Consider the following 14,562-nt stretch of genomic DNA (forward strand, 5'->3'; position numbering starts at 1 on the left):
GTACTGAACCTTATCCCTTTGATGTTTGGATCGTCACATTGTAACTATACCGTCCGGACGGTACAGTTACGATTGTCAGGATCATCCTTCTCTACAGAAAACGTCACGCATCATGAGCACATCTCCCCTGAACCAGCGCCTCTCCAACCCTGTTACCGGCACCATGTACCGCCGACGGTGGGCAGCTCTTCTTGTCCTGATGTTCCCGGTGCTCCTGACCTCCATCGACAACACCGTGCTCAGCTTTGCCGTGCCAGCGCTCTCCGCCGCCCTGTCGCCCAGCGGCAACCAGCTGCTGTGGATCATCGACATCTACCCGCTGGTGTTGGCCGGGTTGCTGGTCCCCATGGGTTCACTCGGGGATAGGTTTGGACGCCGCCGATTGCTGCTGATTGGTTCCACCGGCTTTGCTGCAGTCTCCGCCGCGGCCGCCTTTGCCACCAGCGCCGATCAGCTGGTGGCGGCCCGCGCCCTGCTGGGCATCTTCGGTGCCATGCTGATGCCAGCAACGCTCTCACTGATCCGCAATATCTTCACCGATACTTTGGAACGCCGCAAGGCCATCGCCATCTGGGCCGCCGGCTTCTCCGGGGGTGCGGCGTTGGGTCCGGTGGTTGGCGGGTTCTTGCTGGAGCATTTCTGGTGGGGATCTGTCTTCCTGATCGCCGTGCCCATGCTACTGCCGCTGCTGATCCTTGCCCCCATCTTGGTACCGGAGTCCAAGGACCCGAGCCCCGGGCCCATTGACCCGATCTCCATTGGCCTGGTCATCCTGACGCTGCTGCCCATCGTGTACGGCATCAAGGAAATGACCAGCGGACACTCGCTGGTCATCCCCGTACTCGCGATCGCTCTGGGCATCGGTGCCGGCGCGGCCTTCACCCGACGTCAGTTGGCGCGCAAGAACCCCATGCTTGATGTGCGCCTGTTCAAGAACCGCAATTTCTCCGTGGCGCTTGCCGTGAACCTGATGAGCATCTTTGCCCTGGTGGGCTTCATCTACTTCATCTCCCAGCATCTGCAGTTGGTCGCCGGCTACACGCCCATGATGGCCGGGGTGCTCCTGCTTCCCGGACTGGCACTGACCGTGATCTTCGGCCTGTTGGCCGTCCGCCTAACCCGGCGCTTTGCCGTGCGCCACGTGATGGCGTGGGGTCTGGGGCTCAACGCCGCGGCCTACGGCATCGTGATGCTGACCGGGCAGTCGGGTTCCGTGCCGCTACTTATGATTGCCTTCAGCGTGCTGGGGGCCGGGGTGGGATTGAGCGAGACGCTGTCCAATGACATGGCCCTGTCCGCTGTGCCGCCGGCCCAGGCCGGGGCTGCCTCGGCAATCTCCGAGACCGCCTACGAGGTGGGATCGGTGTTGGGCACCGCGGTGCTCGGTTCGATCCTCAATGCTGTGTACCGCACCAATGTGCAGCTTCCGGAAAATCTCGGACAGGACGCCGCCGAGACGGCCAGCCAGACCCTGGGTGGGGCACACGAGATCGCCACCACGTTGAATCCGACTGCGGCTGGCAAGCTACTGGAATCGGCTGCTCATGCCTTTGATACCGGTGTGCTCTACACCGCGGCCATTGCCATGGTGTTGGCGCTGGCCTCGGCGCTGATCGTAGCGGTGGTGCTACGCCAGCGCCGCGCCGCCGTCTAGGTGTTCAGTCGGTAACCGCGCTTCACCACGGTGGAGATCAGCCGGGCGTCGGGCAGCGCCCGGCGCAGCCGGCTGACGGCCATATCCAATGCATGATCCGAGGAACCCTCGGGCAGCAATGCTGCCAGGGCGGGGCGAGCGACCACATTTCCCCCGGCCGCGAGCAGCGCCTTGAAGATGCGTAATTGCGAATCCCCCAGCTCGTATTGCCCGCCCACACCCTCAAGATGAATCGTATCCCCGCGCAATTGGCACAGTCCCAGCATCGTGACACATTCCATCGATCCGTTGGCTCCTAGATGTTCCACCAGGGTACGGATCATGGCGCCCATCCGGTGCCGCTCGGGCACCAGCGGTTCAATACCCAGAGCCCGCAGCGGTGCGGCGGTCACCGGGCCCACCGCCACGGTACACAGCGAGGACTGCAGGGCCGCCAACAGCTCATCCTTCAGGTTGTGCAACCGTGCGGCGTCCAACAGGGCATGTACCGCCGGTGCGCTGGTAAAGGTCAAGACATCCAAGGAGCCGGCGCACAGGGCGCGCACCAGCACCTCCAACTTGCTCGGATCCGCCGGTGGCACCCAGCGGTACGGGCTAATCTTCACGACCTCGGTGGCACCGGCACGCAAGAGCGCGGCGGTGGCCTCGGTATCGAAGTACCCATGGTGTTGCAAAACCACCGATTTGCCCTGCAGATCAGGGGCCAGCTCGGCCACCAAGGTCCCCGTCAGTTCGTCCGCTGCCATGGACTCGGCATCAAAGCCCAAAGCCCGGACCGCGCCCAGGGCCTTGGGACCGCGCACATGGATCTTGGCGGAGCGGAACACCTCGGCCAGCTCATCGCCCATGCCCGCGGCCTCGGCACATTCAAACCAGCGCCTAAAACCATAGGCGGTACAGACCACCACGTAGTCGGGCCGTATTTCCAGCACGCGACGGGTGCGGGCGAGTAGTTCCTCGTCCCCCTCCAACGGAGCAATGGAAAGCGTGGGGGCGTGTAATACCGTGGCCCCACGGCGTTGTAATGCCTCAATGAGTTCGGTGGAGCGGCGCTGGGAGGTCACCGCGATACGGAAACCGGAGAGCACTCCAGCCGGAACATCGATCATTTCCGGGGCGTACCCGGTCGCCAGCGCGCTCATCGCACGGCCGCCGGGAGCAATGCCGCAACATTTTCGGGCACTTCGCCCAGGGCCGCGACCCCACCGATGATGATCACCGCGGGGTTGGTGCACCCGGCACGGAGCACCGCTTCGGCCAGCGTGCCGAGGGTGGCTCGGGTGCTGCGCTGCGAATCGGTAAAACCGCGTTCAATAACTGCGGCGGGAGTGGTGGCAGCAAGTCCATGGCGCAATAGGCCCGCCGCGGTTTGCTGCAGCGTGGCCACACCCATCAGCACCACCACCGTGCCACCCATGCCGGCCAGGTGGCTCAGCTCGGTTTCGGTAAACGGATCGTGACCTGACACCACGGTGAAGGACTTGGATACTCCGCGTGCCGTTACCGGGATCCCCGAAACGCCCGGCACCGAGATCGCACTGCTGATCCCCGGGATCACCTCAACATTGACACCCGCAGCCAAGGCGGACTCGCGTTCCTCGGAACCACGACCAAAGACGTACGGATCTCCACCCTTAAGCCGCACCACGGTGGCCCCGGTACGGGCAGCTTTAATCATGCCCTCCTGGATCTGCTCCTGCGGAACCTTATGGTGCCCGGGAGCCTTGCCCACATCCACCAACTGCGCTCCGGGTGCCAATTCGGCTAAATCTTGCCCGGGACCCAGGCGGTCATGGAACACCACATCGGCCATGGCCAGGGCGTTGGTGCCACGCACCGTGAGCAGATCGGCGCTACCGGGGCCTCCCCCCACCAGAATAATTTTGCCTTCCCGTGCCGCTGCCGGCTCGCTGAGCTGCAAGATTCCGGAGTGCCGGGCCGCGGCCCGAAGCTTGGCCCAGGAGGAGGCACCGTCATCGATGGTGATCACTAACCGGATGGTTGGATCGATTCCGGTTCGATAGGAGAATTCTGAGCTGGTGTAGAGCTCTGCGACCTTCGCTCCGGCCGCCATGTAGCTGGCTACCGCGCGCCGAGCTGCCCAGGGGGCGCCGGCAATCAGGACGCCCTGACCTGCTAAATCAAGTCCCGGAATCATGATGCCACGCTCCCGGTGGCCGGAGCGCCAATAGAAATGGTAGAGCCGAGTGAGACCGGCTCGACGGGGCGGTGCTGCCCGCGCTCGGCGATATAGGTGAGATCCTCATCCTTCTGATCCGGTGCGTTCACAAAGGATCGGAAGCGGCGCAGCTTTTCCGGGTCCGCCAGGGTGGCAGCCCATTCGTCCTGGTAGTTGCCCACATGGTTTTCCATGGCCGCCTCAAGCTCCGCGCCCAGGCCGAGTGAGTCATCAACCACCACCGACTTCACGTGCTCAATTCCGCCTTCCAGATCCTCCATCCAGCGAGCGGTGCGCTGAAGTTTATCCGCGGTGCGGATGTAGTACATCAGGTACCGATCGATGTAGCGCAGCAGTGTTGCATCATCGAGCCCGCCGATCAGCAGTTGGGCGTGGGCCGGGTTGGCCCCGCCGTTACCACCCACATACAGGTTCCAGCCCTCGGCCGTGGCAATCACACCCACATCCTTGGCACGCGCCTCGGCGCATTCACGGGCACATCCGGAGACACCCATTTTGAACTTGTGTGGGGCGCGCAGCCCGCGGTAGCGCAGCTCCATCTCGATCCCCATGGCGACCGAGTCCAGCATGCCGTAGCGGCACCAGGAGGAACCAACACAGGTCTTCACGTTGCGTAGCGACTTGCCATAAGCCTGTCCGGATTCAAATCCGGCGTCCACCAACTCCTTCCAGATTTCCGGCAGTTGTTCGAGCCGGGCACCAAACATATCGATGCGCAGGCCACCGGTGAGCTTGGTATAAAGATTGTATTTTTCCGCAACCGCCGCGATCACTCCGAGTTTTTGAGGGGTGATTTCCCCGCCCGGGATGCGTGGGACCACCGAGTAGGTGCCGTCCTTTTGCATATTGGCCATGACGCGGTCGTTGGTGTCTTGGGCGCCGGCCAATCCGGCTTCCATCGGGTGACCCGAGGTTTGGGAGGCGAGCACCGAGGCGATGACCGGCTTGCAGATATCGCAACCCGAACCCTTGCCGAAGCGCTCCATGATGGCCGGGTAGCTGTGCAGCCCGGCAACCTGGACCGCTTCGAAGAGCTCGGAACGGGAGAGTTCAAAGTGCTCGCACATGGCGGTGGAGACGACGACGCCGTTTTTGGTCATCTGCGATTCCATGAGCTTTTTGAGCATCGGCACGCAGGAGCCGCACTGGGTTCCGGCGCGGGTGCAGGTTTTCAGTGTTGCTAAATCGTTCACCGGTTCGCTGCCCTCACAGGACCCGCAACCACCCACCGCGTCCTTGATGGCACCAACCGAGACACTATTACAGGAGCAGAGCACCGCGTCATCGGGCAGATCCCCATCGGGCACCTCCCCGCCGAGCGCACTGAGGTAGGCGCCGGCCTCGGCGGGCAGTTCGCGGCCCAGCAGCGGGCGCAGCGCCTGGTACGGGCTGGCGTCTCCCACAAAGATGCCACCGAGCAAAACCTTGGCATCGGAGGAAACCACGATCTTTTGGTACAGGCCGCGGGCCGCGTCGGCGTACACGACCTCCAGGGAGCCCTCGGTGCGGGCGAACCCGTCACCGAAGCTGGCAACATCCACACCGGAAAGCTTCAGTTTGGTGGCAGTATCAAAGCCGGTGAAGGCTGCCTCCCCACCCTGGAGGTGAGCCGCGAGTACCTCGGCCATGGCGTTGGCCGGGGCCACCAGGCCGATGCACATTCCAGCAAAGTTGGCGACCTCGCCGATGGCCCAGATATGTGGGACAGCGGTGGCGCAGTGCTCGTCGATTTCGATCCCGCCGCGCGGACCAATACCAAAGACCGGTGCGTGGGCGCCGGTGTCCTGAATCATCTGGTTGTAGTTCCGGGCCAGTTCATCACGCGGACGCACACCGATGGACACGATCACCATGTCGGCCGGGATGTGGTTCTCGTCGGCCATCAGGACGCCGGTGACCCGACAAACGCCGTCCACCGATTCGGTGGTGACTTCCTTGGGGAAGACTCCACCGTGAACCTTAAATCCGGTCTGTGCGATCAGTCGGCCCATGGCCTGGCCGGCACCCTCATCCAGCTGGGTGCCCATCAGCCATTTGCCGCCGTCAATGACCACTGCCTCGGCGCCCAAGGATTGGGATCCGGCTGCGGCTTCGAGTCCCAGCAGTCCGCCACCGATGGTGGCGACTACCGGCTTGCGGCCCAGCTGGGCGGCGAGGTGCTGGATGCCGGCATTGATGGCCCAGACATCTTCGAGTGTGCGGTACACGTGGGTGTGTTCATTGCCCGGGATCGGCAGGGTTGCGGCATTTGATCCGGTGGCCAGCACCAGTTCGTCGTAGGCGAAGCTGCGCCCGTCGTGCGTGATGACCAGCTGGTTGATGCTGTCCAGTGTTTTCACGCCGGCATTCGTCACCAGCGTGACGTTTTCTTGGGCCCACAGTCCCGGGTCGCCCAGGGTGAGGTCCACGGAGGTATTAGTCAGGGCCTTGGTCAGGGCAACACGGTCATAGGGAACGTGTGCTTCCTCGGTCAGTACGGTGATGTCGAGATTGCTTGGTTCACGTTTTGCCATGGCTTCGGTGAAGCGATGTGCGGCTGGACCGCCACCGATGACTACGATGCGGCGTATGCCGTTTCCTGTACCCATGTCTGTTACCCGACTTTCACTCTTGCGCTGGTGACGCTTGCTTGATTGTCTTCAGCCTAGGAAACGCGCTTTGCCTACCAATTTCCCTTTTGTTTCATTCGTGACAACTCTCTATCCCCCGCGCATACCGCCTCGTGAGGATCGAGAAACACGTTCGAAACAGAGGGAAAGACCATTGCTTGCGCCGTGGCTGTTTTTGATGACTCAGCGAAGTTCACATCCCCACGGCCGCACCCGTGAGCCGGGGTTTACGCATCGGCAATATCTGACCCGCACCGCTGTAACACGTGCCTGACAAGCTCAATTCATCGAACAAACACCCCGATGAAAGGACAAGCGATGAGTGCATCAGTTCAAGAAACCACGCTCGAAAGCACCACGTCCATGGTGGCCGTCTGCACCACCGGCGACCTCGAACCGGGGTGGGGTGAAGCAGCATGGGTCAACGGCACACAGGTCGCCATGTACCGCACCGAGTCCAACCAGTTTTATGCCACTTCCCACCACTGCCCGGGGTCCGGTGCCAAGGTCATGGCCCGCGGCATCCTCGGAGATAAGACGATCGGCGGCACTCGCGTTCCCACGATCGCCTGCCCGCTGCACAAGGAGGTGTACCGCCTGGACACCGGTGCATGCCTCAGCGCAAACGGCGTCGCATTGCCCATCTTCGCCGTGCACAACCTGGATGACACCCTCTGGATGGAGACCGGATCATGAGCATCGACGCCGCACCCCGTGCTCACACGCTGCTTTCACCACGCCTTGAACATTCGGCCTGGCTCGGCTGGGTAGAGGCAGATCCCTATCCCGAACTAGTGGCCGTATCCCACGGGACCGATAGCCCCAGCGGACGCGCAGCCATTCTCTCCTTAGTAAATGAGGTGGCCAGGGCCCTTGATGGCATCAGGGTGCACGGCGCATTTGTTGATGTGCAGGAACCACGGGTTGAGACCCTACTGGCCTCCTCCACTCTTGGCACCGAACATCGAGCCGCCATCATTCCTCTGCTGTTATCTGCCGGCACCCACGCCTCAAAAGATTTGACTGCCGCAGCTGCCCTACGTGCCGGAACCACGGTGGCCGCCCCATTGGGCCCGGATGCTTCGATTGCTGCACTGATGCACCGGCGACTAACAGAGGCGGGCTGGATGCCGGGGGAAGCCGTCATCATGGCCTGCGCCGGAACCACCGATCCACAAGGGACCAAGGATTGCCGTTATATGGCTCAACTGTTGGCGGGCAGTTTGCAGGTTCCGGTAACTGTTGCTTACATCTCAGCTGAGGAACCTCGGCTAGAGGATGCTCTCGCCTATGCCCGAACACACAATCCGGGGCGGCGCACCGTGGTGGCAAGTTACCTGCTGGCGCCGGGATATTTCGCCCGTTTGGCGGGCCTAAGCGCCCCTGACGTGCTGAGCGCTCCCCTTTTGGCTCCCACACAATCTCCTCCTAGGGAGCTGGTGGATATCGTTATTAGCCGGTACCACCAGTCAACTCGGAGGTAAACAATCGGGGTATTTGCGGCAAACATTGCTCCAAAAGTACCCCGATGGTAGCAACCGGGCGCTAAGTAGCGTACCGTAGAGCTTGTAGTTCTAGTTTTTCTCGCAGTAAAGCAGTGCAAATACCCCGTTGCCGGGGCGAGTACCTTTCTGAACCGCGTTGAATCACGTAGCTGCAAGTGAATTCCACAGTGGAGTTCGCTCCCCTACGTCCCATTTCAGGACAGTCTCGAAAGGACACCCCCATCATGGCAACAGGTACCGTTAAGTGGTTCAACGCCGAAAAGGGCTTCGGCTTCATCGCTCCGGACGACAACTCGGATGATGTCTTTGCACACTACTCCGCCATTCAGTCGAACGGCTTCCGCTCGCTCGAAGAGGGCCAGCGCGTAGAGTTCGAAGTTACCCAGGGCCAGAAGGGCCTGCAGGCCACCGATATCCGCGCTGTCTAAGCTCCGGATCATCACCTGCAGCTTCTAGCTGACTGATATGAGCGCTTCTCCTTCGGGAGAGGCGCTCATGTTATTTAAGTCCCGTTTACCAACTGTAGGAACCGTGTTTCACGTCCTTTCTCTCCACATGGAAGATGAAGAGCTGGGACCCCTGCGGCGCCAAAATTACCGTCCATTCCTCCACGGCCCGCGGCGTCGGCTCCCCGTCGTTAACCCGGCGCACAATCAGATTCAAGAAGGCACCCTCCGCTGACCGCGAGCCCTGCTGCAACACCATCAATTCACGCTTCACATCACTGGCCTGCCCCTGAGCGCGCGCCGTCTGAAGGTTAAGCAGATTTTCCTTGATGATTGTTCTTTGGAATGCCGCCGTGGTTGGATCCCCACCGCCGGCCACTAGCGTGCCGGCGTGCATCGCGCCAATGACCTGCGCCAGATCCGCTAGACAATGATCGGGCACAGAGGAATCCACCCATTGCGGTTCATTGGTCAGCATGGCGCTTCCGGCATTCACCCACTGATCCACCGCGGCCAACAGATCTGCGGCCAGCTGCGCTTCGCTGCCCTCCCCCAGTCTCACCGACTCGGCCAGGGCCCCACTGTGTGGGCAATCTGCTGGCAGCTGCAGCAACGGATTCGGGGCCGTGCGGGTGGCTGGCGCCGGATCGGGCGGATCCGGAACCAACTCGGTACAGCCACTCAGGGCGCTGGCTAGCAAGCTACCGACCAGCAATGCGGCCAACTGCTTCATACTCCCTGATGCTACGCGTGCAGCGGCCTGCGGAGTGTGCTCCTAGCCACTGACGGGAATGAATCACCGTGCAGGCTAGTTGCCGATGATGTGAGCATTCCTTTGTCGATCCTTGATCTTGCCCCTATCCGCCGTGGCGGTACCGCCGCACAAACCTTCGCCGAGAGCGTTGAACTGGCGCAAACCGCGGAAGCGGTAGGTTACCAACGCGTCTGGTACGCCGAGCACCACAACATGAGTTCCATCGCCTCCTCGGCGACGGCCGTACTCATCGGACACATCGCGCACCACACCAAGACCATTCGTCTGGGTGCCGGCGGCGTCATGCTGCCCAACCACTCCCCGCTGGTGATCGCCGAGCAGTTTGGCACCCTGGAAACGCTTTTCCCCGGACGCATCGATCTGGGCCTGGGACGCGCGCCCGGCACCGACCAGGCAACGTTTAGGGCCATGCGCCGGGACCCTGCGGCCTCCGACGCCTTCCCACACGATGTCCTTGAACTCCAGGCCTTCCTCGGGGATGCTTCGCGCATCGAGGGTATTCACGCCTACCCGGGACGCAATACCAACGTCCCGCTGTACATCTTGGGTTCAAGCCTCTTCGGCGCCCGGCTGGCCGCTCAATTCGGTCTGCCGTATTCCTTTGCCTCGCACTTTGCCCCCGACGCACTCATCCAGGCCGTCTCGGTCTACCGCGAAGAGTTCCGTCCGTCCGAGTTCTTGGCCGAACCCCATGTGATTGCGGGCGTTGGTGTGGTCGCCGCATCCACCAATGCGCAGGCCCACACCATCATGGAGCAGGTCCGCCGCGACCGCATCCGGATGTTCCTGGGACGAAACCGGGAAACCGAATTCACCGATGCCGAGGTGGAAATGCTGCTCGACTCCTCCCATGGGGAATCGATCATGAAGATGCTCAAGTACACGGCCGTCGGCGACGAGGCCACCGTTGGTGCCTACCTCGAAGAATTCGCTCGCACCGCAGGCGCCGATGAACTGATCACCGTGCACAATTCCAGCAGCGCCGCCGAGCGTCTGGAATCCGTGAAGATCACCGCGAAGGCCATGAAGCTGGCCAGCTAACACGCGGATCACAAGTGATGGCCGCCGGGGATACCCCGGCGGCCATCACTGTTTCAACGGCCAGTCATCATCCAGCGCCATGCTCAGCCGGATCAGGAGCATGCCAGCCGCGGCAAGAAGTGGCGAACGCGCAACCCTTGGGGTGAAGAAGCGTGCCGCAATATCACTATCCATCCCTTGAGCCTACGCCCAACGAAGGCACGATCCCGCGTCCAAAAAATGCCCATTCCCATAGACCCGGATGGGACATAGGCTGTAATCAATCGGGGTTCATCCGAATATCCCGTCCCATGGCAAAGTGAGGGTTAACGATGAGCAGTACCTTTGACGATACGGTCTTCGACGAGCCGCTTGATGATGACATGTTCGAGCCCGGTGATGGTCGAGATGGGCAACCCTATGAAGGCTCCTCCGATAGTCCCGAGTCCATGACGGCCCTCGACCCGCTGCGCAAACACCTTTATCTCCTGGATGATGACCTCACCGCCGAAGACGAAGACAGTGATGAAGAAACGGTTGAGCAAGAGTGGACCGACGACGAAATCTCGGAAGAAGAAAACCAATAGCCGCTTGAGCCATAGGATGGGAAGCGGAGCGTAACCGATCCGGTCGCGCTCCCTTTCCTTTTTTTTGGACGGCACGGGAGTTTCAGTGGTCAATCCGGTTCATCTGCGCACGCTGATCGAAGTGGTGAAGCACAAGTCATTTGCTTCAGCCTCGCTCGCCTTGGGTTACACGCCCTCGGCCGTCTCCCAGCAGATGTCGGCTCTTGAACGCGACACCGGAACCACGCTTTTTGCGCGTGGGGCTAAGAGCATTGACCCCACTCCCGCCGCTCTGACCATGATCCGTCATGCCCGGCGAGTCCTCACCGATATCGACACGCTCATGGCGGCGACGGCCACCCCCGATTTGGACGCCAGTGGCAAGCCACTGCAGGAACTGAACCTCGGGATCTTCCCCTCGCTGGCTACCTATGCGCTACCTCGACTGCTGGGATCGGCCGATTGGGACAAGCTCGGCATAGCCCTGCGGGTGAATGTGGGCGAACCTCAACTCACCATCGGCGGACTGCGTCGGGACGGCGATCTAGATGTTGCCCTAATCTTCCAGGTGGGCCAGGGCGGGCTGGCCTGGCCGGCACAGTTGCAACGCCAATGGCTCGGGGACGATCCGTTCCGGGTGGTGGTTCCGGCCTCATGGAAGCTTGATGGCTCCTCGATTTTCAGCGCCGACCAGCTGGCGGACATGCCCTGGATCATCCACCACCCCGGCACCTCCGATGCAACGGTGATCTCGCGATTGTTTGACGCGGTTAATCTCCACCCACGCGTGGTGGCACATAGCGATGACTTTAATGCTTCCCTGCAGATGGCTGCCGCCGGGCTCGGAGCTGCCTTGGTTCCCCAATTGGCCATGGCCCAGGCGCCAGCCGGCATTCAAGTCATCGATGCACCGGAAATACGCCTCGCCCGCAGCATTTTCGCCCTGCGCCCCGAGACGCGAGAAAACCCGAAGGTTGGCGTCTTCATGGATCGCCTGGCCGGAGTCTTGGCCGAGCTAGAGATCGCCCCAACCAAGAACTAGAGACTGCGCCGTGGAGTAGGCTTCGTTAGCTATTGCCGCTGACAGTACTGGTGCTCACCGAGACGACAGCCCCATTTGTGGTGCGCACGCCGCTGGTATTGCCCACTGCGCGATTGTCCAAGATCTTGGATCCCGAAACCTTCATTGTGGCCGAACCGGACGCGGCAATGCCACCGGTGAACGTGGTCGGCTTGTACCCCGCCCAGCCATTGGCACTGATTTCCGTGCTCTTGATGATCGAGTTCTTCCCGGTGGAGCCGGTGATTCCCGACTGCCCGTTGAGCCGGACCAAGGAGCCGCTGATCGTGGTGGATTGTCCGTTGCTCTGCACGCCAATGCCGTGATTCCAGGCGACGGTCGAGGCATACAGCGTTGAGTGGGCACCCTTAAGCCACAGTGCACCGGTGTTGCTCGGATTTGCGTAGCCAATGATGTACACATTGCCCAGCTTGGACCAGGTGCCCAGATTCACCGAACGGGTGGCCGAGGCCATGGTGTATTTGTTGGTGGTGCTGCTGGCCTTGGTCGTATAGATGGATCGGTTCTTGTGATCAATCCAGTAGGTTCCGCCCACCACCGCGGCCTTGCTGGTGACCCTTTTGAGGGCTGCCCCATTGGCATAAAGTATCTGGGTGCTATTGCAGAGGTTGCCGGTGGTGCAGGCCAGCCCGGTTGGTGCCGTGGCCGGAATCTTGGTGGAGTAGATCCGCTGCAGGGTTCCGGAGACGGTGGTGCTGACCGCGACGGTTCCGTCCAAACGAGTGTTGGATCGCGTATTACCCGCCAGGGACTGGCGAGGCTTAAGCGTGAGGTTGTTCGGCTTGTGAGTTCCGGCGTCCAAGCAGATCACCGCTCCCTCGACGGCAGCCGAAACCGCCGTGGCCAGGTTGGCCCCGACCTTCACCGTGGTGGTGCAGAAGTTTCTCGGATTGATGGTTGTTGCTACCGGGGCGGCCACGATCGGTTTGATGCTGGTGATCCACGCCGAGAACGCACCAACACCGGTGCTCGAGCCGCGGAAGGCGTTGCCGGTCAGGGTTTTGCTGAGGCCGGTTGAGGACTTTGCCGTCGCCGATTTAATCGTCAGATCCGCGGACTTGGTGAAGGCTACCGAGGCCACTTCCTTGAGTCCAAAGACCTGGGCCAACTTCGCCTGGGTGATTTTTTGACTCCAGGTCTTGTACGGGTTGTTCGCGTTGGTCTTCAGTGACCAGGGATCACTCCGTGAGCGCAGGTACGGGAATGGAGTTGACCAGACATCTTCGCTGTTTCGGGTGGCCCCTCCGCTTGAGGAGAAGTACAGGGTATCGGCAAGTCGCCCGGCGTACATGACGACCTTCCCGGTGGCCGGAACACCGGTGGAGGTACGCGTGAGGGTGGCGTCAACTGCCGCCTTCCATTTGGCTCCGTAACCGAGCTGTTCGTTCTCTTTCACAAATCCGGTGAACTTCTGATCCAGCGTCTCATCGGTGACGTTGCAGTCACAGGAGGACTTGAGCGTATTCACCTTGCGCATCGCGTAGGTTCGTCCGGCCATGGCCTGGGCTTGGAGCACCGCCGAGGGCCAAGATGAGGGAACCTCGGCCAGACCATAGAGATACTCATCGTTGAGCCGCAAGGAGGTCACCAGATTGACCTGATCGCTGAGTATCCCGGCTTCCAGCACGCCATGGCGGTAGATCCCGGGTGAGGTGGATTCGGCGTTGGACTTGTTGATCAAGAGGGTTGCCGCGGTAGATGCGGGCCAGGCCCGGGTGCCTTCCCATTGGATGCGCAATTTCCCGGTGACCAAGTTGGCTTGCGGGGCAGGGTTTATGTCCCTGACCCCGTCTTTGTTCAGGTCGCGTGCAATGACGTCGTATCCGGCCGGGGTCTTAAACGTATAGCTCAGCGAGGTGCCGCTACGGGAGAAGGACAGTGTGGAACCCGCCGCCCCCGTGTAAGTCTTTTTGGCCGTCGGATCAATCACGCGCATTTTTCCGCCGGCAACGCTCAGCGAGCTGGTCGCTGACTTGAGCAGTTGCACACGGATGTCACTGGCTGCCGAGCTGGTGCTGGCCGTGACGGTGGCCGGGTTGTAGTAGTACTGCAGGATGGAGGTGGCGCTTTTGCCTTCCTCGGCCATGGAGCGGGCGCCGTATTGACTCATCCCTACCCCGTGCCCCCAGCCGGAACCTGCGAGGGTGAAGTCCCCCGGCTTGGGCGCCGGTAGCCAGTAGCTGGTGCCGTTGCTGCGTGCACCCAGAATGCCACCGGTGAAGGCCTGCCGGGTGTCGGCTCCGTAGCTGTACTGTTCGGCCGTCGGGTAGCCGAACCTACCGTTTTCCCAGCCGGTGTCCGCCCACGCCTGGGCCAACGCATTGCGGACCGTCAAGGCCTTACGAGTATCGGAATACACCACAATTCCGTCGCCGTGCGAACGCCACAGTCGCCCGTCCTTCAGCTTCCCGGTGGTGGCGTCGGCGCCGCCAAGGCTTATGGCGGCCTTAGCCAGGTATGTCGCATTGGACTCGGCGATAGGTGCGGCCGGCACCATCGTGGTGATCGAGGGAGCTGCCGCGGCCGCGGTTCCGGGAATCAGCACGCCGACGAACAAGGTGGCAGCAAGCATCAGGGCGGTAGGTCTCATCGGTTTCCTTGGGGCGGCGCGACGGCGTTGTCCGGTTACACCCGGGGCCATGAAATCTGATCATACTTCAGCTGCATTAACTCGGCAGCAGTTTCGCCTCACCCGGTGGTGCACGA

At 61.6% G+C, this 14,562-nt stretch carries 13 protein-coding genes; 7 read left to right on the forward strand and 6 right to left on the reverse strand.

Going from position 1 to position 14,562, the window contains the following annotated elements:
• Window positions 1–112 precede the first annotated feature (112 nt).
• On the forward strand, window positions 113–1,654 hold the full coding sequence (locus tag HED64_RS01655; RefSeq protein ID WP_168150372.1) for an MFS transporter: 1,542 nt from the start codon (window positions 113–115) through the stop codon (window positions 1,652–1,654).
• Here the strand turns inward: HED64_RS01655 and HED64_RS01660 are convergent.
• The 3 genes from HED64_RS01660 to nirB are packed head-to-tail and all read right to left on the reverse strand — an operon-like array spanning window position 1,651 to window position 6,442.
• The gene (locus tag HED64_RS01660; protein WP_245325593.1) at window positions 1,651–2,796 is read right to left on the reverse strand and encodes a uroporphyrinogen-III synthase; all 1,146 of its coding nucleotides are present in this window, start codon (window positions 2,794–2,796) and stop codon (window positions 1,651–1,653) included. The genes HED64_RS01655 and HED64_RS01660 overlap by 4 nt on opposite strands.
• A complete protein-coding gene (cobA, locus tag HED64_RS01665; protein ID WP_168150373.1) occupies window positions 2,793–3,812 on the reverse strand; it encodes a uroporphyrinogen-III C-methyltransferase in 1,020 nt (339 codons plus the stop codon). Before cobA ends, HED64_RS01660 begins: the two co-directional genes overlap by 4 nt.
• On the reverse strand, window positions 3,809–6,442 hold the full coding sequence (gene nirB / locus HED64_RS01670; RefSeq protein WP_168150374.1) for a nitrite reductase large subunit NirB: 2,634 nt from the start codon (window positions 6,440–6,442) through the stop codon (window positions 3,809–3,811). Before nirB ends, cobA begins: the two co-directional genes overlap by 4 nt.
• 339 nt (window positions 6,443–6,781) lie before the next feature.
• Here nirB and nirD point away from each other — a divergent pair, with 339 nt between their 5' ends.
• From nirD to cspE, 3 genes are all read left to right on the forward strand, one after another.
• A complete protein-coding gene (gene nirD, locus HED64_RS01675) occupies window positions 6,782–7,159 on the forward strand; it encodes a nitrite reductase small subunit NirD (protein WP_168150375.1) in 378 nt (125 codons plus the stop codon).
• Window positions 7,156–7,947, forward strand: coding sequence for a sirohydrochlorin chelatase (locus HED64_RS01680; protein ID WP_168150376.1), 792 nt, complete (start codon window positions 7,156–7,158; stop codon window positions 7,945–7,947). Before nirD ends, HED64_RS01680 begins: the two co-directional genes overlap by 4 nt.
• A 245-nt stretch (window positions 7,948–8,192) precedes the next feature.
• Window positions 8,193–8,396, forward strand: a complete 204-nt coding sequence (gene cspE, locus HED64_RS01685) for a transcription antiterminator/RNA stability regulator CspE (RefSeq protein WP_007271190.1) — start codon at window positions 8,193–8,195, stop codon at window positions 8,394–8,396.
• Window positions 8,397–8,481: 85 nt separating this feature from the next.
• Here the strand turns inward: cspE and HED64_RS01690 are convergent, their stop codons facing one another.
• The gene (locus HED64_RS01690; RefSeq protein WP_168150377.1) at window positions 8,482–9,147 is read right to left on the reverse strand and encodes a hypothetical protein; all 666 of its coding nucleotides are present in this window, start codon (window positions 9,145–9,147) and stop codon (window positions 8,482–8,484) included.
• A gap of 90 nt (window positions 9,148–9,237) precedes the next feature.
• Between HED64_RS01690 and HED64_RS01695 the strand changes: the two genes are divergently transcribed.
• Window positions 9,238–10,230 (forward strand): LLM class flavin-dependent oxidoreductase, encoded by a 993-nt coding sequence (locus tag HED64_RS01695; protein ID WP_168150378.1) that lies wholly within the window; start codon window positions 9,238–9,240, stop codon window positions 10,228–10,230.
• A gap of 45 nt (window positions 10,231–10,275) precedes the next feature.
• On the opposite strand, the gene HED64_RS20015 is transcribed toward HED64_RS01695, so the two are convergent.
• A complete protein-coding gene (locus tag HED64_RS20015; protein ID WP_255557069.1) occupies window positions 10,276–10,404 on the reverse strand; it encodes a hypothetical protein in 129 nt (42 codons plus the stop codon).
• 137 nt (window positions 10,405–10,541) lie between these two features.
• On the opposite strand from HED64_RS20015, the gene HED64_RS01700 reads away from it, so the two are divergent.
• A complete protein-coding gene (locus HED64_RS01700) occupies window positions 10,542–10,796 on the forward strand; it encodes a hypothetical protein (RefSeq protein WP_132359438.1) in 255 nt (84 codons plus the stop codon).
• 85 nt (window positions 10,797–10,881) lie between these two features.
• On the forward strand, window positions 10,882–11,817 hold the full coding sequence (locus HED64_RS01705; RefSeq protein WP_168150379.1) for a LysR family transcriptional regulator: 936 nt from the start codon (window positions 10,882–10,884) through the stop codon (window positions 11,815–11,817).
• A gap of 25 nt (window positions 11,818–11,842) precedes the next feature.
• On the opposite strand, the gene HED64_RS01710 is transcribed toward HED64_RS01705, so the two are convergent.
• Window positions 11,843–14,446, reverse strand: coding sequence for a SpoIID/LytB domain-containing protein (locus tag HED64_RS01710; protein ID WP_168150380.1), 2,604 nt, complete (start codon window positions 14,444–14,446; stop codon window positions 11,843–11,845).
• Window positions 14,447–14,562: the final 116 nt, after the last annotated feature.

Origin of the sequence: Paeniglutamicibacter terrestris (genome assembly GCF_012271785.1) — a bacterium.
GTDB classification, from domain to species: domain Bacteria; phylum Actinomycetota; class Actinomycetes; order Actinomycetales; family Micrococcaceae; genus Paeniglutamicibacter; species Paeniglutamicibacter terrestris.

What these genes read in the sequence shown, in the direction of transcription:
- HED64_RS01655 (WP_168150372.1), top strand. Translation starts at nt 113, where the DNA reads ATGAGCACATCTCCCCTGAACCAGCGCCTCTCCAACCCTGTTACCGGC.
- HED64_RS01660 (WP_245325593.1), bottom strand. Translation starts at nt 2,796, where the DNA reads ATGAGCGCGCTGGCGACCGGGTACGCCCCGGAAATGATCGATGTTCCG.
- cobA (WP_168150373.1), bottom strand. Translation starts at nt 3,812, where the DNA reads ATGATTCCGGGACTTGATTTAGCAGGTCAGGGCGTCCTGATTGCCGGC.
- nirB (WP_168150374.1), bottom strand. Translation starts at nt 6,442, where the DNA reads ATGGGTACAGGAAACGGCATACGCCGCATCGTAGTCATCGGTGGCGGT.
- nirD (WP_168150375.1), top strand. Translation starts at nt 6,782, where the DNA reads ATGAGTGCATCAGTTCAAGAAACCACGCTCGAAAGCACCACGTCCATG.
- HED64_RS01680 (WP_168150376.1), top strand. Translation starts at nt 7,156, where the DNA reads ATGAGCATCGACGCCGCACCCCGTGCTCACACGCTGCTTTCACCACGC.
- cspE (WP_007271190.1), top strand. Translation starts at nt 8,193, where the DNA reads ATGGCAACAGGTACCGTTAAGTGGTTCAACGCCGAAAAGGGCTTCGGC.
- HED64_RS01690 (WP_168150377.1), bottom strand. Translation starts at nt 9,147, where the DNA reads ATGAAGCAGTTGGCCGCATTGCTGGTCGGTAGCTTGCTAGCCAGCGCC.
- HED64_RS20015 (WP_255557069.1), bottom strand. Translation starts at nt 10,404, where the DNA reads ATGGATAGTGATATTGCGGCACGCTTCTTCACCCCAAGGGTTGCGCGT.
- HED64_RS01700 (WP_132359438.1), top strand. Translation starts at nt 10,542, where the DNA reads ATGAGCAGTACCTTTGACGATACGGTCTTCGACGAGCCGCTTGATGAT.
- HED64_RS01710 (WP_168150380.1), bottom strand. Translation starts at nt 14,446, where the DNA reads ATGAGACCTACCGCCCTGATGCTTGCTGCCACCTTGTTCGTCGGCGTG.